21 protein-coding genes are annotated in these 19,354 nt (G+C 56.4%); 5 read left to right on the top strand and 16 right to left on the bottom strand.

The genetic code is table 11. The annotated features are described in order from the left end of the window. Positions 1-12 precede the first annotated feature (12 nt). Both mexE and BSF40_RS26750 read right to left on the bottom strand, forming a co-directional pair. A complete protein-coding gene (mexE, locus tag BSF40_RS26760) occupies positions 13-1,254 on the bottom strand; it encodes a multidrug efflux RND transporter periplasmic adaptor subunit MexE (RefSeq protein ID WP_095967553.1) in 1,242 nt (413 codons plus the stop codon). Positions 1,255-1,678: 424 nt separating this feature from the next. Further along, a complete protein-coding gene (locus BSF40_RS26750; protein ID WP_095967552.1) occupies positions 1,679-1,972 on the bottom strand; it encodes a LysR family transcriptional regulator in 294 nt (97 codons plus the stop codon). A 127-nt stretch (positions 1,973-2,099) separates the two neighbouring features. On the opposite strand from BSF40_RS26750, the gene BSF40_RS26745 reads away from it, so the two are divergent. From BSF40_RS26745 to BSF40_RS26735, 3 genes are all read left to right on the top strand, one after another. Further along, positions 2,100-2,666, top strand: coding sequence for a TetR/AcrR family transcriptional regulator (locus BSF40_RS26745; RefSeq protein WP_095967551.1), 567 nt, complete (start codon positions 2,100-2,102; stop codon positions 2,664-2,666). Positions 2,667-2,948: 282 nt separating this feature from the next. Beyond that, positions 2,949-3,158, top strand: a complete 210-nt coding sequence (locus BSF40_RS26740) for a hypothetical protein (RefSeq protein ID WP_095967550.1) — start codon at positions 2,949-2,951, stop codon at positions 3,156-3,158. A gap of 228 nt (positions 3,159-3,386) precedes the next feature. After that, entirely contained in the window at positions 3,387-4,196 is an 810-nt protein-coding gene (locus tag BSF40_RS26735; RefSeq protein ID WP_141249808.1) for a hypothetical protein, read from the top strand. Between the two features lie 209 nt (positions 4,197-4,405). On the opposite strand, the gene BSF40_RS26730 is transcribed toward BSF40_RS26735, so the two are convergent. The 10 genes from BSF40_RS26730 to BSF40_RS32355 form a co-directional block, all read right to left on the bottom strand. Next, positions 4,406-4,831, bottom strand: coding sequence for a cell wall hydrolase (locus tag BSF40_RS26730; protein ID WP_095967548.1), 426 nt, complete (start codon positions 4,829-4,831; stop codon positions 4,406-4,408). Between the two features lie 341 nt (positions 4,832-5,172). Beyond that, positions 5,173-7,155 carry a hypothetical protein gene (locus tag BSF40_RS26720; RefSeq protein ID WP_095967546.1) on the bottom strand — a complete coding sequence of 661 codons (1,983 nt, stop codon included), beginning with the start codon at positions 7,153-7,155 and terminating at the stop codon, positions 5,173-5,175. Positions 7,156-7,248: 93 nt separating this feature from the next. Further along, positions 7,249-7,710: a hypothetical protein gene (locus BSF40_RS26715; RefSeq protein ID WP_095967545.1), complete on the bottom strand. Its 462-nt coding sequence runs from the start codon at positions 7,708-7,710 to the stop codon at positions 7,249-7,251. Positions 7,711-7,719: 9 nt separating this feature from the next. Further along, complete coding sequence (locus BSF40_RS26710) at positions 7,720-10,785, bottom strand: host specificity factor TipJ family phage tail protein (protein ID WP_095967544.1); 3,066 nt, start codon at positions 10,783-10,785, stop codon at positions 7,720-7,722. After that, on the bottom strand, positions 10,782-11,165 hold the full coding sequence (locus BSF40_RS26705; protein ID WP_095967543.1) for a hypothetical protein: 384 nt from the start codon (positions 11,163-11,165) through the stop codon (positions 10,782-10,784). The genes BSF40_RS26710 and BSF40_RS26705 overlap by 4 nt, the downstream gene beginning before the upstream one ends. Further along, positions 11,162-11,647, bottom strand: a complete 486-nt coding sequence (locus BSF40_RS26700) for a DUF1833 family protein (protein ID WP_095967542.1) — start codon at positions 11,645-11,647, stop codon at positions 11,162-11,164. Before BSF40_RS26700 ends, BSF40_RS26705 begins: the two co-directional genes overlap by 4 nt. A gap of 44 nt (positions 11,648-11,691) precedes the next feature. Further along, a complete protein-coding gene (locus BSF40_RS26695; RefSeq protein WP_095967541.1) occupies positions 11,692-14,745 on the bottom strand; it encodes a phage tail tape measure protein in 3,054 nt (1,017 codons plus the stop codon). A 55-nt stretch (positions 14,746-14,800) separates the two neighbouring features. Further along, positions 14,801-15,133, bottom strand: a complete 333-nt coding sequence (locus BSF40_RS26690) for a superinfection immunity protein (protein ID WP_095967540.1) — start codon at positions 15,131-15,133, stop codon at positions 14,801-14,803. A gap of 92 nt (positions 15,134-15,225) precedes the next feature. Then, positions 15,226-16,236: a Bro-N domain-containing protein gene (locus BSF40_RS26685; protein ID WP_256589605.1), complete on the bottom strand. Its 1,011-nt coding sequence runs from the start codon at positions 16,234-16,236 to the stop codon at positions 15,226-15,228. Continuing rightward, entirely contained in the window at positions 16,217-16,384 is a 168-nt protein-coding gene (locus BSF40_RS32355) for an Arc family DNA-binding protein (protein WP_141249807.1), read from the bottom strand. The genes BSF40_RS26685 and BSF40_RS32355 overlap by 20 nt, the downstream gene beginning before the upstream one ends. A 140-nt stretch (positions 16,385-16,524) precedes the next feature. Between BSF40_RS32355 and BSF40_RS26680 the strand changes: the two genes are divergently transcribed. After that, positions 16,525-17,202 (top strand): helix-turn-helix domain-containing protein, encoded by a 678-nt coding sequence (locus tag BSF40_RS26680; RefSeq protein ID WP_095967539.1) that lies wholly within the window; start codon positions 16,525-16,527, stop codon positions 17,200-17,202. A 125-nt stretch (positions 17,203-17,327) separates the two neighbouring features. Further along, positions 17,328-17,591 carry a hypothetical protein gene (locus BSF40_RS26675; RefSeq protein WP_095967538.1) on the top strand — a complete coding sequence of 88 codons (264 nt, stop codon included), beginning with the start codon at positions 17,328-17,330 and terminating at the stop codon, positions 17,589-17,591. Between the two features lie 86 nt (positions 17,592-17,677). On the opposite strand, the gene BSF40_RS26670 is transcribed toward BSF40_RS26675, so the two are convergent. The 4 genes from BSF40_RS26670 to BSF40_RS26655 form a co-directional block, all read right to left on the bottom strand. After that, positions 17,678-17,920, bottom strand: a complete 243-nt coding sequence (locus BSF40_RS26670; protein ID WP_141249806.1) for a hypothetical protein — start codon at positions 17,918-17,920, stop codon at positions 17,678-17,680. Positions 17,921-18,014: 94 nt separating this feature from the next. Beyond that, positions 18,015-18,434, bottom strand: a complete 420-nt coding sequence (locus BSF40_RS26665; protein WP_095967536.1) for a hypothetical protein — start codon at positions 18,432-18,434, stop codon at positions 18,015-18,017. A 3-nt stretch (positions 18,435-18,437) separates the two neighbouring features. Further along, positions 18,438-18,878: a Panacea domain-containing protein gene (locus BSF40_RS26660; RefSeq protein WP_095967535.1), complete on the bottom strand. Its 441-nt coding sequence runs from the start codon at positions 18,876-18,878 to the stop codon at positions 18,438-18,440. A gap of 234 nt (positions 18,879-19,112) precedes the next feature. Further along, a complete protein-coding gene (locus BSF40_RS26655) occupies positions 19,113-19,352 on the bottom strand; it encodes a hypothetical protein (protein ID WP_095967534.1) in 240 nt (79 codons plus the stop codon). Between the last annotated feature and the right edge of the window lie 2 nt (positions 19,353-19,354).

The following is a 19,354-nucleotide window of genomic DNA, read 5'->3' as shown; positions in this document are numbered from 1 at the left end:
GGCTGTGTTCCTTTATCCGCGAGGCGAAACAGCGGCATCGGTTTTCACCAGCGCCGGTGACGGAGCGACGGGCTGATTACCCGCCTCGACGGCCTGCCGCTGACGGGCCAGGTTGGCGACGGTTTGCGCATCGGCCATCGGCGCGTCCTGAGGCGCGACCACCGCGCCGGGACGGACCCGTTGCAGGCCGTTGATGACGATCCGGTCGTCTTTTTGCAAACCGCTGCGCACGATGCGCAAGCCTTCGAGCTTCGGCCCCAGATCGACGCTGCGGTACACGGCCTTGTTGTCCTGGTCGATCACCAGTACGAATCGCTTGCCGAGGTCGGTGCCCACGGCCTCGTCCTTGATCAGCAGGCCCGCGTAGGCCGCGCTACCCACCAGTTTCAATCGGGCATACAGGCCCGGGGTGTATTGACCGTCGGCGTTGTCGAACACCGCGCGGCCACGGATGGTGCCGGTCTTGGGATTGACCTGGTTGTCGACGAAGTTCATCTGCCCCAGGTGGTTATTGCCCTCCTCGTTCGACAAGCCCATGTACACCGGCGTGGATTGACTGCGCCGGCCTTCACGGGAGAGCTGGCCGTACTTGAGGAACAGGCGTTCGTCGGCGTCGAAATAGGCGTAGACCTTGTCGGTGGAGACCACGCTGGTCAGCGCCGAGGTGTCGGCGGTGACGATGTTGCCGGCGGTGATTTCGGCACGGCTGACCCGGCCGCTGATCGGCGCGGTGACGCGGGTGAAGCTCAGGTTCAGGCGCGCCAGGTCCAGCTGCGCCTGAACCGAATCGACACCGGCCTTGGCTTCCTGGGCCGTGGTGCTGCGCGTGTCGGCCAGTTCCGCAGAAATGGCATTGCTGCTCAGCAGGCGCTGGCCGCGTTGCGCTTCGTTGGCGGTTCGAACCAGCGTGGCGCGAGCTTGTTGCAACTGCGCTTCGAGGCGGTGCACTTCGTGCTCGAACGGACGTGGATCGATCTGGAACAGCAGATCCCCTTTCTTGACCGACTCGCCATCGGTGAAGGCGACACGATCGATCTGCCCCGATACCCGCGGACGAACCACGACGGTTTCCGGCGCTTCCAGACGGGCGGTGACTTCGTCCCATTCGGTAATGGGTTGCTCAAGCACTTTGGCGACGGTGACAGAAGGCGCACCCGGCGCCTTGGCGGCATCGGGTGCGTGACCGCAGGCCGTGATGGCCGCCAGGGTCAGGGCAGCAAGGGGATAACGCAAAGGTTTGAGTGACTGTTCCATGGGGGTGTCCGCCAGACGGTTTAAGGGTTGGAGAATTCTCGGCCGCACAAGGGGCTGCGACGAATCGAATGGAGTGAACTTGGGTATCACCATTAATGATGACCATCATGTATAAGCACAAAAAAAGGTTTTTCACGCAATACCTGTAGGAGCCAGCTTGCTGGCGATGGACTCCAGTGCGCCGCGTTCATCCAGTTAACCCGCGTTATCGTTAACGACCATCGCAGGCAAGCCAGCTCCCACAAGGGGCCCTGCCCACGCTGAAACTGTAGGAGCCAGCCTGCTGGCGATGGACTCCAGTGCGCCGCGTTCATCCAGTTCACCCGCGTTATCGTTAACGACCATCGCTGGCAAGCCAGCTCCCACAAGGGGCCGCGCCCGCGTCGTTTTTCACGCAATACCTGTAGATACTCTGTTCCCGGTTTCAGCAGGTTTTTTCATTGCAAGCCGTCAGACTGACGACGGAACAAATGGAGTCCAGTGCCGGCCCGAGCGTTTGCGCCACCTGCAAGGCTCGGGTGGTTGGTTCCATTTTGTGGCCAATGCGTTTAAACAGGGGGTCGTTGAACAGTGTGCGCAGACGAGCCAATGCGCCGCTGACCGCCGGCTGGCCCAGGGACAGTCTTTGTGCGGCCCGAGTGACGTTGCGCTCCTGAATGAGCGCCTCGAAAACCACCAGCAGATTGAGGTCGATATTGCGCAGATCATTACGTTTCATGGGTCAGCACCCTGTGAGGTGTTTTTCCTGCAAGGCCATTGCCGCGAATTTATATTACAGCCATCATTAATACCAGCCCTTCAGCAAAAATTTGCCATGGCGCCCATCGCAAGACAGGACTCCACTCATGAAAGTGACGAAAGACAAGGCAGCGGCCAACAAGGAAGCGATCCTCGGCGCGGCCTCGAGGTTGTACCGGGAAAAAGGCATCGACGGCATCGGGATCGGCGAACTGTCCCGCTCGGTGGGCCTGACCCACGGCGGCTTTTACGGACAGTTCCCAGGTGGCAAGGAGCAGTTGGCATCGGAGGCCGTGAGCCGTACGTTCGAAACCAACATTGACGACTGGCGAGCGGCCAAATCCATCCCCGAACTGCTCAAGAGGTACTTGAGCCAAAGCCACATGACCAACTGGACCGAAGGCTGCCCGATTCCTGCCCTGGCGGCCGATGTCGCGCGCAACGGCGGGGCCGTCAGCCACTCGTTCACCCAAGGCGTGCAGACCCTGATCGAAACGCTGATGCCATTGGTCGACGGCGAAACCGCTGATGAAAAACACCAGGAAGCCTTGCGCATCCTGTCATCGATTACCGGGGCGATACTGATCGCCAGAGCCCTGGACAACCCGCGATTGTCGCAGCAGTTCCTGCAATCGGTGATCGATGCCTGGTCTGTCGGTGTTGAACAACAGTAGAAGGGCTTGCCGCGACCGGGTCCCAGCAGGTCGCGGCAAGTTCAGGCTTTATGATTACGCCAGATCGAAGCGATCCAGGTTCATCATCTTGAAGGGCAACCCTGAGGGCCGCGCAGGCTGCGGCTTTCAGTCCCTCAAAAATCCCTCTTTGGGGTTTGTATGGCTCAGTTTGGCTATGCAATGACAACATTATGCCAGCCTGACATTCCCTCCCCCCGGCGCCCTGCCGACCAAACATTCCCCCTTGACTGCTACGCTTTCCTCTTTAGCTGAGGAATCTCAATGCCGAACTCTGACCTGCTCCCTTCCCTGCTCTACAAGCTCAACGAAAATCAACTCGCACTCGAGGCCGCCATCATGGAGCTTTCGAATTGGGTTGAGCAGCGCGGGTCAGCCGACGTCGCCGACAACGTGCGCGGCGCCCTGGAAGCCATCGACAAGAATGAATTGTTCATCAAGATGACGCTCGCGGTGCTGATGACACCGGAGTGATCCGGCTGTCGCCACCATCGGCCAAATCGGTGCGCGTCGATTACTGTATATAAAAACAGTTTTTACGTGTAACACCGTGAGCATCGTAGACGACAGCTTTGCCGCCTAGCTATTCAGTCAGGGCGTATAGGCCACATCGCAGGCAAGGCACTACTCTCAGTATCGGCTTTGTGCGACCATGAGGTCCCAGTGAGCTCCGACCACACTTAAACATCGACTTTATTTGCCATGTCAAACCAAGAAACCCTTATACACCTAGCAAAAATACTAAATAAAAATCAACAAGAACTTATCACCCAAACAATAACATTGCTGGGCACAATGGCAGGCGAAGATTCAAATACCAAAAAAAACGCCGCCAATCAAGTCAGCCATACACTTGATAGGATTGAGCATCTAATCCCTCCATCACAAGTTCCAGATTGGTTAATAACTCTGAGCAAGAAAGCCGCGGAGTATGTCCACAAAAAAGTAAGTGGCGAAGAATTCCTGAACACAATAATTGAATTTCTTCCAGTGGTAAAATCTTACATCTGGCTTAGCAACGACCCTTCAACTTCTGGATTTAATTTCGAGAGCGTATTCGATGACTGCAGATCAAACAGTCGAATCCCTGAGCTCTTCGACCAATTGATTACCGCCTTAGAGAAAATTCGTGACTCTGGTGAGTTAGATAGCCAAAGCATGATAGATGCACTTTCAAAAATTATCGCCACAATGCATATAGGGAAAACATCATCGTATTTCTCCATGGATGGCGCGTGGCAATTCCTATGTACATTTGCTGAAAATTTTCTGTGGAATGAGCTGTCAAAGATACCAGTACTTGGCAGCATGACAGACGCGCTTCGCGAAACAATGAAAGAAACCCAAATGGAAATTTTGAAGTTATATAACGACGTCAAAATTGAAATGACAGAGCAAGTCCAAAGTCAGGTTCGCCCGTTAAGAAATAGCAAAGACGTATTCAATCTATATGGACGAAGTGGGAATTTTTTGAAAGTAGAGGACAAATCTCAAACTTTAGCTGAAGCATAAATCATCGACAGGCCAAATTTGTGGTGCTCAATTGCATTTTATAGGCAAAACGTTGTGGTCGTTCAGCCAGCAGAGCCCTCACCTTCACGTCCAGACTTTCAGCCTTGCTCAAGCCGGCGGCAGTGGCCGGCAGAAAGCCATGCGCCACCTAGCGCCTATCGCCAGCAGCACCAGCATTCCAGCCAGCGCCAACTTCAAAGCGTCCGGACTCATGGCACATCGTTGAAAAAGACATGACCGCCGAGTTTCAGCGTCTGCTTGGCGCCTTTCGCCCAGACCGGTGGCTTCGGCATTATGGTCGCGTAATAATGGGTCGCGCCGCCAGTTGGATCTGGCGCCTTTCCATCGATCACCTGGTCAGCGGCGATCCGTGCCTGCGCCAGCTCGCGGAAAGGAATTTGTTTCGCGCCACTCAGATAGGCGAAGTTCGGATCATTCTTGTTCCAGCAGCTGAACTGGTACGGCTTCTGGCACACACCGGCGTAGCCTTCGCCCCACCACGATTTGGTCTTGCCGTCGAACACGCGGTTGCGGATCGTCCAGGCTGCGGCGATCTGGCCGGCTAGCGATTCGCCTCGGGCCTCACCCCACAAGGTGCGGGCGAGGATGTCGCGGTCTTTTTCGGAAACAGGCATTGCTTTTCTCCGGGCGTAAAAAAACCGCTCGATGGCGGTCTGTTGTTCAGCTACTAAATGTCAGCAGTCTAAGCAGCCTTCGAACTCAGGAAGAGTCTTCAAGTGCTCGTAAGCTTGGACAAACGGGTTTTCCCCGTTTAAGTCGTACACAGTCTCAAAGCTTTCCGTTCTAAAAACCTCACCTACTTGTGCTGGTCGGTACCAGGCGGAGAAAAGGATGTGCTGTTTATCCGTTGAAATAGACGGCACCGCCACCGTTACATAGGCATCTTTAACGAATATCCCCTTAAAGCTTGTGCATACCGAAAGAGCCATTTTTAAGCCTCACTATTTGTAAAAACCTATTTAACAACACTGAGTGTGGCGCGTACCACTGCGTCGGAAGGGGCAACTACCGCAAACACAACGCGTACCCGTGTGGTAGACCACTGCGAGATGGCGTAAGTCGTTTGCCAACTAGTGTGCACAGTGAAATCCTTGGGGTTCTTGCCACTGTTCACCGAAAAATCAAACGCTGCAAATCCCGTTCCTGCCACTGCATCCGATTGAGCGAGCGTGAAACGCTTCCTGAATTCAATGGTCCCGAATGTCTCTAGAGGGGAGAAGGTGGCTGTATCGGGGAATACCAGCTCCCTGCCAGCCGGAATGGATACCAATCGGTTGTACGTGGGGATATGAAGGATACCGTTCCAGCTAACCGCTGGTGTTGCCCCACTGGATAGCAGACCGTTGAAGTAGTTACCGCCGAGGATAAGTTGTCCGGCGCCCGAGTTATTGTTAGTGATGTACGTCGGGGTGTAGCTGTTCGCAAAGAACGTGCAGTCCTGAACGTCCAATACTGTCTGGCAGTTGGAACTGATAGAGGCCACGGTGAAGGACTCGAAGTAACACCCCCTCATAGGGATAGTTGTCAAAGCAACAGCACTGGTGTTAGGGACACCAGCCCCGTTGAATCCTTCGATCTTAAGGCCCCACCCTGTTCTGCTGGCCTGCGCAACTTGGTCCGCCATGAAGAAGCCCATGTGCACACCAGTAAGGCTGCACTCGGACGAAGACCCGACTGTGGAGTACGCTTTTACATACAGAGAAGATGCAATAAGAGAACCAACTGCTTGCGGGTCGCCGCCAAGGATGAACTTGCAGTTTGTAACGTGCCAGTGGTCCGCGTAGTCCTTATCCAGGTCGTAGAACATGCAGTATTCGGACATGCCTTGAATAACTAGCTTGTCCCAGTAATGCCACTGAGCGCCGGAAATATAGACACCGGACGTGCGCTTTGTCAGCCCCGCAAAACTGAATATGTAGCTGTTAGGAGTCGTGCTGATGTTGTTCGCATTCTGCACGGAAAGGGTTGGGCCTTCTGCATATGTGTGGAGCCTGATCTTGTCGAGCACGATATTGACCGGGCGAATATCTGCAAACGCCGGATTCTTGATCGGATCGTTGCCAACTACGATGGCCGGAATGTTGTCGACGTTTTTCCGAAGGTGCGAACCCGGCAGCATCTCAATGTGCATATTGTCGTGAAACACGCGGAGGGGCTCGCTATCCACGTTGTACCGGCCCGGCGGGAAAATAAGCTTTAGGCCGGTCATGCCAGGTGCGGACGCCGTGCCGGTGTACGACCCGAGGAGTTCAACTACCTTGGCATTGATGAGCGGGATGGGGTTGTAGGTGCTAGTCAGGTCTCGAATCGCCGCATGCTGACTGCGCGGAATAATCGACAGTACGTTAAGCTCCTGCGTGAAAATCTCGGCAATCGTAAGCTCGCCCTGGCCGACCATGGTGGCGCCGGCAGGCTCGGAAAGATCCTGCCGGACAGCAGCGTCCCCCATCGCGAAAAACTTCACTGAGTCAGCCGCCCAGGCGGTCGTCGTGAATGGCAGGTTCGCGTCTTTTGCCCGGTACAACTCGCCACTGAAGCGCACAACTTGCGTAGGCCGGGTGATGCTGAGACCGGCTACGTAATCTACTGGGATCTCGAATCCGCTACTCTCAAGGAAGTCATGAAACTGGACCGAGCGACCAGCTTGGTCCGCGTCAAACTCAGCCTCTCGCCGAATCTGGTCCGCGTTGTGCTCCCCCTCCATCCCCTTCCAAGACTTGAGTGGAACGCCAAGACGATTCGGATGAGAAACGCCATCTCCAGTCAGCAGGTAATCGAAATCCTCGGCATTATCGATTAAGTCTTTCGGAGAGGAGGAACCTGGTGGGTTGCCGGTGTTATAGGCCATGGTTATCTTGCTCGCAGAGTACGCCAGCGGCGCCGCGAAAGAGGCGGTACCGAGGGCGCTGAGTTTTAATAAATTCCGGCGATTAACCATGACGACCAAACCTGAAAAACGGGAACGGCCGGCAGTATACCGGTGGGATGTCGTGTATTTGTGAAGACCAGAACCGACCTACACGGGATGTGATCAGCCAGTGTGGCGAGGCCACTTCTGGGTCATAGCCCTGTCGAAGATGCTGGAAAGGAGGATGTATTCCGGCGCATACAGCATCCAGTCCTTGTCGATGATTGGCCGCTTGAGCAGTTGCAGGACGGCTCTGAAGCGCCAGCGGGAAATGCCGACCAGCGTTGGCCCGCTGTACATCTCTTTGAATTTGGCTTGATAGCTATCAATGCCGAGTGGCGTCTTGAGTGGGCAGTCAAACCACTCAACACCTTCGTTCAGGGTGTACTGGTGCCAGGCCATGAAAAGCTGCGCCTGGCCGTCGTCCATTTCCCAGGTGACTGTCGGGAAGGTCGGAACATTGCTGAACCTCCGGCGCGATATGATCTTTCCGTTCCCCAGGGAGGTGTGAGCGGTCGGGTCTGTCGTGTTCATGTCGTAGTCGTCGCGCAGCGGGTACGGCAGGCCTTCCGGGTATTGGATCATGTACCGTCCTTATGGCGCCGTGGCGCTGTCGTAGGTGTAAACGCGGACGTCATAGGGCATGCCCTTGAGTGCGACGTTGCCGTTGGATGGGTCGGAGCGCGTGACGAGCACCGGGTAGGCCCACTTCGACGCAGGCCCGATCAGCAGCTGAGGCAGAGACATGTTTCCGCTCATGCTGGTGTCGGGCACAAAGTCGAGATCGGCGACCTCGACGTGGTATTCGTCGATTTGCGTACCTTGGTAGGGACCAGAGAGAGAACCATCAGCACGACTGATGCCGACTTTGTAGGTCTCCGGTGCCGACCAGTCGATCGGCTCTGACGATTCCAGAAGGAATCCGCCGCTGACCGCTTGCACGCTTACAAGCTCGGCGCTCTGGCATTGCCCTGGGGTATCGCTGGCCACCGCGCAGAAGCTCAGGTAGCCAGAATTCATGCCGGCCAATTCGGTTTCCCAGGTGTAGGTGTCTTGGCGGAACTTCTGGTGACCGCGACGGCGCATGCCGAACTGATAGGCGCGGTTCTTGTCGCCCACGCCCGGCAGCTTGACCTTCTCGACCTTATTGCCGGCATCGCCTGGCCAGCGGCATGGCACCGTTTCCCAGGCCCAAGTGATGTTCGAGTAATACTCGACATCCACGCCGTCAAAGTCGTTGAGCGAGGTCAGCGGCCCGGCAATGCTGAGCTTCTTGGTCATGTTTTGAGGGCTGTAGGTCTGCGTCTTCGGGCCGTAGGTGATATCAAATATCGCCCGCGGCTCGTCACGCACCAGACTGACCAGGCCGTTCTTGATGGTCAGCTCGGCAAAGCCGCAGGCCAGCGCATCGTTGAGTCGATCCTTGGCGGTGCTGCTTTCATCGATGGTCTCGTCGTAATACTGGCCGGCGGCGTTGAATACCAGGTCCAGCCGATCCCATTCGGCCAGGTCGATGTCGCCGTCTTCGTAGCCCAGCGACTTCAGCACATTGAGGCACCAGGGCACGATGCCGCGGGTCGCTACCGGCGGCTGCCAAACTCCGCCAGAGCGAACCGGCAGCACACGGGTTGCCTCACCGTTGACCTGACTTTCCGCTTGCGCAGACAGCCGGTCACCGCCGCGAATCTTCACCGACATGACGGTCATGCCCGGATAGCTGGCCGGATGCGTTTGGCGTAAGCCCCTCAGGCTTTCCCAAGCCGGGTTATCGACCCACTCGGCGCTGTTGGAACCGCCGCCCTTGGCAAGGCGCTTGATTCGGCATTCCGGCCGCATCGGGTAAGGCAGCGCGATCCGAAAGGTGAAGCCTTGCGCATCCCGCGAGTGACCGGTGACCGATTGCGTGGTGACGGTCCACGCGCCGGCAGCATCCATGTCGCGATACTCGAACTGGTGCGACGAATAGATCGTGTACTCATCACCTTTTCGGCCCATGCCGATCAGGCCGTTAGCGAAGGTCACGGTGTACTCGATGTGCGTCACCTTTTCCGCCTCTGGCGAGCAAGAGTACGGCCCGCGATAGCCACCCTCCAGACTGGATGGATCAAGGCTGACCAAGCCGTTTACGGTCTCCATCGCATTGAAACCGATCCATCCGGTATCAACCGAGCCCGCCGCAGTGAGGCGGTCAACCGTCATGATCGAGGTGCCAAACGCCGTGATCCGGTAGCGCAGGCCGCGCGGCCCGATGGTGGCCAGGCCAGAACCCAGGGCCAGGCCCACCACTGGCGAGCCGCCGTCATAGTCCAAAGTCATTTGCGCCGGAACTTCAGGCGTTCCGGAACTGGCTGGCGTGCCGGTGGTATTGGTCGGGCTGCTTCCGATGATATCGACGCCGCCGGTGGCAACCATGCTCTCGCCGCCAAAGGTGCCTAACTGAGTGATCAGCAGGCGGCCAGATGAAGCGCTGGCCACGAATGGTGCCGAACCCTTGGCCGTGTTGAATGCCGATACCAGGCCGGCAAGGTTGGTCGTTGCCGTTGTCAGGTTAACTGCATACGGCGTGCTGCCCAGTGTCACGGTGACCGACAGCGGTGTCACGTCGAAGTCATAGCGCGCCGGAATGCTCGATCCGAGAATCGTCGAAGCGGTTCCCGAGGTAGGCGGCACGGCCGGGGCATACGGCGTGTAGCTGTTGACGACGTAGTTGCCCGCGTTCGCTCCAGCGACTTCAATCAGCATTCCCGGGGCCGGGCTCAGCATTTCCAGCGGACCCTGCACGATGTCGCGACCCGCCCCGCCATCGACCACGGTGTACGTGTACGGGGCGAGTGCATGGACAACCAAGCCTGTCTCCCAATCTGCTGGGAAGCTGCCCGCACCGGCCGGAATTGCAATCGTATTTCCGTTGAACTGATAGGCCGAGGACGTGGCTGACGGGGTGATGTTGGTCGATACGGTCAATTCCAGCCCCGAGGTACCGCTGGAACTGGCGCCCACCTCTTTGGCGTTAAACCACAGCATCGAGGCGGTATCGGCAGACACGTCAGCGCCGGGCGCGTAGATCGCCACCTGAGCATCAGCACCAAGGGAAATCAGCGGGGTTTCGCCCACCTTGAGCTTGTTGATTGGAATATCCAGCGCGCCTTCGGAGACGTACAGCAGCATTTCCACCCACTTTTCGCGCGGCGCGGCAAACCAGGTGCGCGGCTCAGCCAGGTACGACGGGTACACCTTCTGGTGTCCGGCGATGTTGCGGATCAGCTCACCCAGCTTGACCTTGTTGCCCTTGGCGCTGGCTTCATCAAGCGGGCTGCCCTGGGCAACGCCCGAATTGGACGGCATCCCGGGCATCTTGGGCATGAGCAGCTTGGTCGCGGCAAAGGCGGCAACGATCAGCAGGGCGGTGATGGTGAAAGGGTCGGAACCTTTCGGCTCGTTCCAGACCTGCACATGATCGGCCGGCCTGAACTTGACCTTGTGCCACAGACGCGCCTCGACCATTTCGCCGTTGATGGCGATGCTGACCGGCTGAGCCTCGCCGCGCTTATACAGTGGGGTTTGCTCAAGCAGCCACTCCTCCAGAGTCATGCGCCGGTCAGTCGTGAACGTTGCCAGCGGCTGCGAGTCGGCCATTTTGTTGGGGAAGAATTCGATCATCGGTAATACACCACTCGTTGGTAACGCAACTCGAAGTCGCGCACGGTGCGAATACGGGGGCCTCCGGGATTGGTGTCGAGCACCTTCATCTGGCCGTCCAGGTACACGACCACGCCGACGTGATCTAGGAACTCTCCAATCAGTGCCGAGGCAATGGCGCCAGGCTCTGGCAGACACTCCTCCAGGCCGGCGCTGATCGATCGGTATGCCTTGGTGTTCTCGCGCAACTTGGACCGACCGACACCGCCCAGCGATGGCATCAGCGGCAGGCCGAACACTTCGTGCCGCACAGCGTTGACCAGGCCATAGCAGTCGAAAGCCAACGGCCCGCGCGCACCGTCCCGGTAAGGTGCCGACAGGTAATCCGCAATGTCTTTCATATGAAGATCAGTCCGGGCGCGACGGCGGCAGTCAGCTTGTTGCGCGGGTGAGCCGTTCCCAGCAGGTCGAACAGGCCGCACGTCAGCGTGGCCACGTCGTTGGCGTACTGCCGGTTAAGCACCGATAGCCGATAACGCTCTGCCGGGTAGGTCAGATTGCTTTCGAGGTATCGACGCTTCGTCAGAACGATGCGCGCCGATGCTGCGCGCGCCTGCTCGATTGCCGCTTGGACTTTGCCGTTGGTGTTGTCCAGGGCAATGTTCAGGTTCTGGTACCCGCTGTTGTCCCGCACGGGCAAGGCCTCTTCCACCGCCATCGCCAAAAAGACGAGCGCGCGCCCGTCCTCTGTTATGCAGATGCGATCCTCATAGCCGGAGCAGATCAGGATCGGTGCCGCCCACGCGGAACAGGTCGCCTCGATCGTATCGACGAACAAGTCGTTGCCGACTGAGGCATAGGCGATGTTGATAGGGTTGCTCATTGGGGCTCCACGCGGCCCCTAGCAAGAGACCCGCTGTTAACAAATTAGGCACCTTGTGACTGCAAACCGTACTTCTCTTGGTTTACCTGGTGCAGCTCTTTCTCGCCGCGAATGTTGGCAACGCAGATGTCGATCACGTCCTGTTCGCCGAGCTGGCGACGACTGACCTGCCCTGCTCGGCTGGCATCCTCGATCAGATTGAACGTCATCGGCCGCTCAGGCGCCGGAACGCCATTCCTGGCCGCCGTCGACGCACTGCTACCGCTGGACGCTGATCGCCCAGCCGACACGTTGCCATTGCGCAGCGCCTCCACCGATGCAACGCCGCCAAACTTGCGTATGTCGGATTGCGACCAGACAATTTCGCCCTTGTGGACGGTGCCCGCCGGATCGTTAACGCCGCCGGCGCCGGTATAACCGCCATTGGAGAAGCCGATACCAGCAGTCGCTGCAGCCGCAACCGCACCGGCCAGCGGACCTGTAATCGAAAGCGCGGTAGCCATTGCGCCAGGTGCCAGAATAGGCCCCACAATCGGGATGGCGGCCGTAGAGGCAAACGCCGCCAGACCCGCCTGCAAGGAAGTGGCTGACGCATTTGCAGCCATCTGTCCCGCAGCACTGGCTTGAGTGGCCTTTCCCATAACCAGCTGGACGCCCTGATAGATCAGCCATTGCGCCGCCATGTCAGCCAGCGCGTTGACCATCGACCTAGCGAAGTTGCCCACCATGTCGCCAAGCGCGTCGCCAGCGCTTTCGGAGCCGGTGGCCACGTCCGAAAAGAAGTTGCCCAGCTCACTCCTCGCACTACCTAGCGTGCCCGCTGTGAAATCGGAGGTAATCTGCATGGAGTTTTGCGCCGCATCGGCATAGTTTGCCCAGGCCTCGCTGACGCCGTTGACCCAGTTCGACTGGTAGGCGTCGATTTGGGCGTAGTAGTTCTGCTGCATGGCAAGGCGCTTATTTAGTCCATCCTGAATTACCGCGCTTTCCTTGTCGTACAGGTCCTGAGTAATTCTCCCGGTGTTGCGCTGCTCCAGCAGGTCGGCCGACTGCCTAGCGTAATCGCGCTGGATGGCCAGATCCTGTTTGAGCCGGTCCCGCGCCTCGCTTCCAAGCCCCATCCCGGCAACTTGCGATTCAAGCCCGTCCTTGGCGGTGCTGAGCCGGCTGGTTTGGTTAACCTGGAAGGCGGCCAGCTTCTCGGCTTCCTCCTTGGATGTCTTGCGCAGCTCGACTTCCTTTTCAAGTGCCGAGTTCTTCTTGAGCTGAGCGGTGATCAGATCCTGACTGGCCAATAGCGCCTTTTGATCAGCGGTGAGCGTGCCTTTCGACTTGATGTCGGCCAGCTGTTGCTCCCAGCGAATCAGGGCCTGAGCCTGGGCGCCGAGCTTTTCGTTCTTGGTGCCCTGGTCGCTGATCGCTTCGTTCTGCTGGACGAGCACGGCGTAAGCCTGGCGCGACGAGTCGAGCATTTTCATGCCGGCGTCTTCGTTATAGACCTTCGGCTTAGCCTGAGACTTGTCGTACTTGGCCTGGATGTCGGCGACTACCTTGTCGATATCCGCCTGGGACTTCCCCGCCTCGACACCAAGCTTTCTGGCGTCGGCGATATCCTTCACGAGCCTGGCTTGGTCGGACAGTTCCTTTTTGGATAGCTCACTCCATTTCGAATCCGCCTCGATACGACCCTGATTACTTTTGGTCGCATCGCCCTCCACCTTGGCGTTCTGCTGGTTCACCCAAAGCCCGAGCTTCAGCATCGAAACGCGCTTCTCCAGTGCCGCCGTCGAGTCGTCATTATTTCCCTCGCCAAGGCCGAGAGCGCTATTCAGACTACTTAAGCCATTAGAAACCGCGCCAGCAATTCCGCCCTCTTTGCGAGTTTTGAGGATTCGCTCGATGATCTCGATCTGCTTGGCGTCATCAGGAAATAGCTCGCCGCGCACCCTGCTATAAGCATTGCTGATCGCCGTACCAATATCGCTCCAGTCGCGCTCAATATCGGACAAGGATTCGCGGTAGCGCTTGAATCTGGCCTGTGCGTTTTGGTTAAGACTTTCGCTCAGGACGTCCAATGCTTCCTGCCTTTTGCCTTGCTCATCTAGGCCCCGGATAACCTCGTATTGGGCGCTGGTGAGTAGACCGTATTGAGCGCTGATCTTCTCTGCCGACTTGGTTGCGTTGTCTCCCATGCTGCCAAGGGCAGTTGCCACTTCAGCAGCGCTCTTACCTGTGAACTGGCCGATTGCTGATGCCGCTTCAGCCAGGTTCTTGAATTGGATCTGACTCAGGCCTGCGCTCGCAGCCAGGGCCGTCACCGCCGCCTTAGAATCCGCCAAACTGCCGGTCAGGGCTGCCGCATTCTTGGATATCGAGCCCAGTGAGTCGGCCGTCTGACCGGAACTCGCCGAACCAGAGAACAGCGCCTTATTGAAGGCGCTAACTTCCTTTTCAGCATCGACATAGACGGCGGCCAATGTGCCAAGTCCTGCCGCTGCGACGGTAAACGGGTTGACCAAGCCAAGAATGTACCCACCTAGGGCCTTTGCCGCCGGACCTGCGCCGCCGAACATATCTTTCAACTGCCCGCCTTGCTGCAGGAATACCGTCAGCGGGGCCTGGCCTCCCTGGAGCGAAACAGCGATGTCAGTGAATTGCGCCGGAACGCCTCGCAGGGCCGCCGCCGTCTGCTTGGCGGTGTTGCCGGTTCGGGTCAGCGAGTCATCGAAGCTGGTAAGACCTTTGCGAGCCGTATCGATTTTCGACTTGTATTCGTCGTACGTGGCAGTGTCGAGCTTTCCAGCCTTGCGATGCTTGGCCAGGTCCTGCTCTTGCTTGTCAAGCTCGCCCAAGCGGCGCACCACTGGGTCAATCTGCCCCAGCAGCCGCTCAAGCTCGTCGGCCTCATTCTCGATGGACTTGGTAGCCTTTTCGGCGCCCTTGCCCATCTTTTCCATGCCGGCGCCGGCCTTGTTCAGTGCCGGCTGAATGCTCAGGCCCGCATCTTCCAGCGCCTCAAGCGCCTTGCGCGTGTCCGCCGCCTTTGCTTCGGCATCTCGGCTGTCCAGCTCAATGACGAGGCGGGATGTTTGGGCCATTGCCTTTCTCCAGGTATAAAAAAACCCGCCGGAGCGGGTCTGTTTGAGTTGGCAATCAGCCTAGTAGCTTAGCCTTCTCGCTCTCGAACTCATGATCGCTGATGGCGCCCTTCTCTTTTAGGGTGGCCAATCGTTCCAGCTGGTCATATTTATCATCGGTCCGTTTTGACACGGTAGGTATTGAGGCGGTCTTCTGGATGGCAGATGCGGACCAAATCAGTGCGGCCAACCATCCAATAAACGTCCAGCCCAAGAAAATATTGAGAAGCCCGATGCTGTTTCCGTTTGGATGATTGCGCTTTGAAGCAATAAACGTCGGTAAGAAATATGCAACGAACGCCACAACCAGCAACACAAAGCCCGCGATTGGACTGCTACCGTCTGACATTTGGAATCTCCCTGAAGTAATGGCAGCAATCTACCACCATCCACAGGAAGCGCCAAAACCCCGCATGCGCGAGGCTCTGGTGACTTTGGATGTTATGCAGCCCCTACTTCAACCGCGTAGCGGTGCGGGTCTTCTACAACCCGGTTCAATCCGCGAACGAAGCTATCAATGCCGCGCAGCTTATTGCGATACGTAGCCAGCTCCCATTGCGCAGCGTCGACCACGTACCCAGCCTTTTGAAGCTCGAAAATGATCAGCTCACAAAGTGATTCATGGTGGTAGCCCACATCTTGCAATGACACGTCCAGCCAAGCCTGCCCTTCACCGCGCTCCATCAGCATGCCTTGACGGCGATCGGCAAGAGCCTGAATAGGAAAGTGGATATTCAGGCGGTTGGGCTTGGCTGGATTACGAGAGATGTAATCACCCTCAAGAACTACATATGCTGCTATGAAGTTGCGGGCAGAGTCGAGTTTATCCGCAGGAATATCGGCAGCGGAGCGCACCCCAAAGGCCGCATGAGTCTGCGACCATATTTTTGCAATTGCTCGTCGCTTAGCTGGAATTGGCAGGCCGGACACTTTGCCCTTCACTACAGCGCCAAGCATGTGAAAACCGTCAGTCCCGATGGTCTCGCCAATAAGAGTGCCTATCTTGGCTTCATCATCATGGTAGCGCCCGAACTTGCGGATGGTTGGCAGGACCTCTGCTGTAACCCACTTGCGAAAGGCGTGAGGCTTACTACCTTTCCTGACGGCATCACGACTGCGCAAGATCAGCGTGTAGAGACCGGATTCGTTGACGATATTGGCCTCGCCTTGGCGACCTATGTTGAACATAGACCGTTCATCATCATCCAGAGCCTGCATGGCCTGCGTGGTATTAGACACATCGATTACTCGGCACACATCAGATGCTACGAACCATGGCTCTCCATCAATTGAGACTGCGCGGACGCTATGACCCCGAAAATCGAACGGGATGACATTGGATGGGGCTGTGCTACTATTCGCCATGACGATTTCTTCCTGGTAGTTGATCTCGTTACCCGAAACCCCTCGCGCTCGAACGCTTGGGGTTTTTTTATGCCTGCTGTTTTTCATTCTCCATCTCCTGCTCCAAGGATTTCCTCAAGCGCGAAACGATTTCTTTGCTAAGACTACGATCATTTTGCTTAGCCTTATTCGCCAGGACGGTCCGCATCAGATCCTCGAGGCGCACACCTACTACCTTTTTCTCTGCTTCCAACATGATGCTTCCTCTTACCTTGTTGCGTTTTATGAGTTTCGTTGCGTTTGTTGTCACTGTCAACTCATTTGTTGTCTTTGTTGCGTTTACACGCTTTACCGTATAATTTCCTCTATTGTTTTAGCCATATATTGACAACGCTCATGACAGATTCCTTTGGCTCGCGCATAGCCACGCGCCGCGCAGAGCTTGGCTTAACTCAGCGCGAGCTAGCCGCAAAATCTGGTGTTTCATGGAGCCAGATATCCCGTTACGAGTCGGACCAGGCAAGCCCGAGGCTCAAAGTCATCATGAAGCTGGCCGAGGCACTGGGCCTCAACGTCGATGATCTTCAACACGCGCTATCGAAGAAACCAAATAAGTTAAAAATCTACGAGGGATTTTCTTCTCGCTTAGTGGCAGCCAGGACTCGCGCGCTGTTTAGCAAGAAGAAACTTTCCGAAATTACCGGAATAGCTAAAGACGATTTGGCTGACATGGAGCTTGGCGTGCTACTGCCGTCCCCAGATGACGTGCTGAAGATTGCTCATGCACTGGGTACAAGCGTCAGCTCATTGGCTGGCACCAAAGATGAAGAGGACTCTGTATTGCTTCACTTTGTGGAACCTGGAGATAACTCAGTTGGCAGCAGAGAGAACCTGGCTCCAGTGCCGCCCGATTCGTACCGCCGGTTCGCCGCCATTGCAGATGGGCTCGGGGTAACCCCAGGAGAACTAATGAGCGCAATCGTGTTTAGAGAGGCCGCGGCGATAGGCGTAAATCCAGACGAAGTCCCTCCGCTCTCCGAATTTATTGAAAAAATAAAATCCAAAACGCTTTAGATATCCAGCCCGGCCCGCCGGGCTTTTTCTTACCTGTACGAATCCCCCGTAATGAAAAAGCCCAGCGCGAGCTGGGCTTGAGATAGATTAGGATCCACGCACATTTAGTCAACATGGAGGCCTGTATGACAGAGACCACCTTCAGCTTCAAATGCCTCGACCGCACCAAACGAGAAGATGGCTTGATTGAGCGCTTTCACCTGGAAGTGACCGATAATCGCAGCGGAAAAACCGCGACGTTCTCTGTCGAGCCAAGACACCTTTCGTCGGTTCGGAGCATGAAACGTATCCTTCTAGATCGATGCATGTTCTATAGGGCAACTCAGGCGTCACATGACCAGATGCTACTCGAGATTCTTGATACTCAGTTTGAACTAACCGAAGCCTAGCCTAGTCCGCCGGGCTTTTGCGGGGCCGCCAGAAACGAGAAAGCCCAGCGTAAGCTGGGCCTTAGAAATTGAGCTTCAAACGCGGCTCAAAAATCGGCAGTGATTTCGAGTGTTGCGCATTTCAGCCCCTCGCCAGCGGCGGCTGCAGATATCTCTGGGCGGTTATCTTTATCTCGACTTACCTCAATCTGCACCGCTGAGATATCGCCAATGACAAACGGACGCACCAAATACCCCGGTACAACTACATCTGGATCTTCGCAAGTGACGTAGACAGTCAGGTTTTGGTCGAGTTTCTGAAGCTTTTCGATGAGCTCTTTGACTTTCATTGGGCATCCTTTCAGCTTGCGCGCCATTTGCGCGTTCGTCAGCAGAATACCACTCGCAAGATGCAAAAAGCCCAGCGGGTGGCCGGGCCTCATTTCATCCGTGGTCGTAGAGTGTAAAGCCCCTATCAATCCATATAACGTGGAAGACACGACCCTTTCGGTAACCAACCATCGGAGCTTTGTCGATCACCCTGAATGCGAGCAGATTGACATCATCAGTCAAAAAGCTCGGAATCTTTGGGTTAATACTATTCCTAGCGATGATCTCTGTTCCGAGACCGTGTCGATCCTGCTGACGTATTTCCCTCCAAGAAAGGCTGCTCAAACGTCGCAGCTTATCAAGCATCTTCGAACGCTCTTCCTGCTGGCAGTCCTGTATGCACCAGTCTTTCTGCAAATGCTCGAATGAAAAGACTGGTGGCTTCAGATCAGAATCGTCTGCCTCGGCATTCGTTTGACGGGCTTTTATCTGTGGACCTTTCGAATCACGCCCCTTGATCCTGTTACCAGCCATGGTTTAATTCACCAAATTTTCGCTGAAGTACCGTTCCATTTCATCTTGAGGGATTTCACGGCTGAAGGCACCCTCTTTGTAATTGTCGCACCATGGGGCTTCTTCGTGCGTCAGTTGGCGGAGCTTCCAGGCGGAATATTGACCATACACATCGAATACCTCTTCGATGAGACGAAGCTGGTCTCGCGAAAAAATAGAAGGATCAAATTTGTTTGAGGGCGGAATTGAGTTCGACCCGTATTTACTGAAACGGTGGTACAGATCTGGGACCACTGGTCCATGCATCCACGCTTCAATTCGCTCTTGGAAAAGAGGTCGCCCCATCAGCGCCAGACTGAAACCTTGTGCGTAATACACCAGCTTCTGGAGCTTCAGATTTGAGATCTCACCGTCCTCTCCCTCCAGAATGAGAAAGTATTCGGCTACATCTATACAGCTAGGCATCCCCGCCCTCCATTACCGTTCGGATCATTTTGATAGCGTGCGTACACCATCAAAAGTGGTGCCGAAGTCTGCAGGAGTCAAGGGGAAGCGTCAATTTGATATCAAATTGAGCGACAGATGACCACCAACGGTGTGCTTACCCTCCTCACCGACCAGAAACTCAACCAGGATGAATTGTCAGTACGACGTTCCCACGACTCATACTCTTACCGCGACAAAGCCGCACATGTGGTTTCAATGGTCTTCAACTGCCAAGCACACCGAATCCAGTGCGAACATTACCTCATCGACTTCGTCGCGCGGCAATGGCGAAGGGTGCGACTCCAGCCAGTCGGAGATCTCCCGGGCCGACAGTGGCAGCGGGAAAGCACCGGCCATCGTTGCGATGAACCGGCGGCCGCGGGTGATGTTGCGGAACGTGCTCAGCAGGTAAGCAGTGATCGGGTCCGTTTCCGGCTCATCTGGAATCGTCATGC

The organism is Pseudomonas sp. ACN5 (assembly GCF_002303975.1).
GTDB classification, from domain to species: domain Bacteria; phylum Pseudomonadota; class Gammaproteobacteria; order Pseudomonadales; family Pseudomonadaceae; genus Aquipseudomonas; species Aquipseudomonas laurylsulfatiphila.
Note: the sequence above shows the minus strand (reverse complement) of the source record. Positions and strands in the feature narration are given on the sequence as shown.

Bases quoted from the DNA above. Each gene is read 5' to 3' on its own strand.
- BSF40_RS26705 (WP_095967543.1), bottom strand. From the start codon at position 11,165: ATGAAAGACATTGCGGATTACCTGTCGGCACCTTACCGGGACGGTGCG.
- BSF40_RS26685 (WP_256589605.1), bottom strand. From the start codon at position 16,236: ATGAAAAACAGCAGGCATAAAAAAACCCCAAGCGTTCGAGCGCGAGGG.
- BSF40_RS26695 (WP_095967541.1), bottom strand. From the start codon at position 14,745: ATGGCCCAAACATCCCGCCTCGTCATTGAGCTGGACAGCCGAGATGCC.
- BSF40_RS26660 (WP_095967535.1), bottom strand. From the start codon at position 18,878: ATGCCTAGCTGTATAGATGTAGCCGAATACTTTCTCATTCTGGAGGGA.
- BSF40_RS32355 (WP_141249807.1), bottom strand. From the start codon at position 16,384: ATGTTGGAAGCAGAGAAAAAGGTAGTAGGTGTGCGCCTCGAGGATCTG.
- BSF40_RS26700 (WP_095967542.1), bottom strand. From the start codon at position 11,647: ATGAGCAACCCTATCAACATCGCCTATGCCTCAGTCGGCAACGACTTG.
- mexE (WP_095967553.1), bottom strand. From the start codon at position 1,254: ATGGAACAGTCACTCAAACCTTTGCGTTATCCCCTTGCTGCCCTGACC.
- BSF40_RS26665 (WP_095967536.1), bottom strand. From the start codon at position 18,434: ATGGCTGGTAACAGGATCAAGGGGCGTGATTCGAAAGGTCCACAGATA.
- BSF40_RS26680 (WP_095967539.1), top strand. From the start codon at position 16,525: ATGACAGATTCCTTTGGCTCGCGCATAGCCACGCGCCGCGCAGAGCTT.
- BSF40_RS26740 (WP_095967550.1), top strand. From the start codon at position 2,949: ATGCCGAACTCTGACCTGCTCCCTTCCCTGCTCTACAAGCTCAACGAA.
- BSF40_RS26715 (WP_095967545.1), bottom strand. From the start codon at position 7,710: ATGATCCAATACCCGGAAGGCCTGCCGTACCCGCTGCGCGACGACTAC.
- BSF40_RS26670 (WP_141249806.1), bottom strand. From the start codon at position 17,920: ATGAAAGTCAAAGAGCTCATCGAAAAGCTTCAGAAACTCGACCAAAAC.
- BSF40_RS26675 (WP_095967538.1), top strand. From the start codon at position 17,328: ATGACAGAGACCACCTTCAGCTTCAAATGCCTCGACCGCACCAAACGA.
- BSF40_RS26750 (WP_095967552.1), bottom strand. From the start codon at position 1,972: ATGAAACGTAATGATCTGCGCAATATCGACCTCAATCTGCTGGTGGTT.
- BSF40_RS26720 (WP_095967546.1), bottom strand. From the start codon at position 7,155: ATGGTTAATCGCCGGAATTTATTAAAACTCAGCGCCCTCGGTACCGCC.
- BSF40_RS26690 (WP_095967540.1), bottom strand. From the start codon at position 15,133: ATGTCAGACGGTAGCAGTCCAATCGCGGGCTTTGTGTTGCTGGTTGTG.
- BSF40_RS26730 (WP_095967548.1), bottom strand. From the start codon at position 4,831: ATGCCTGTTTCCGAAAAAGACCGCGACATCCTCGCCCGCACCTTGTGG.
- BSF40_RS26655 (WP_095967534.1), bottom strand. From the start codon at position 19,352: ATGACGATTCCAGATGAGCCGGAAACGGACCCGATCACTGCTTACCTG.
- BSF40_RS26710 (WP_095967544.1), bottom strand. From the start codon at position 10,785: ATGATCGAATTCTTCCCCAACAAAATGGCCGACTCGCAGCCGCTGGCA.
- BSF40_RS26735 (WP_141249808.1), top strand. From the start codon at position 3,387: ATGTCAAACCAAGAAACCCTTATACACCTAGCAAAAATACTAAATAAA.
- BSF40_RS26745 (WP_095967551.1), top strand. From the start codon at position 2,100: ATGAAAGTGACGAAAGACAAGGCAGCGGCCAACAAGGAAGCGATCCTC.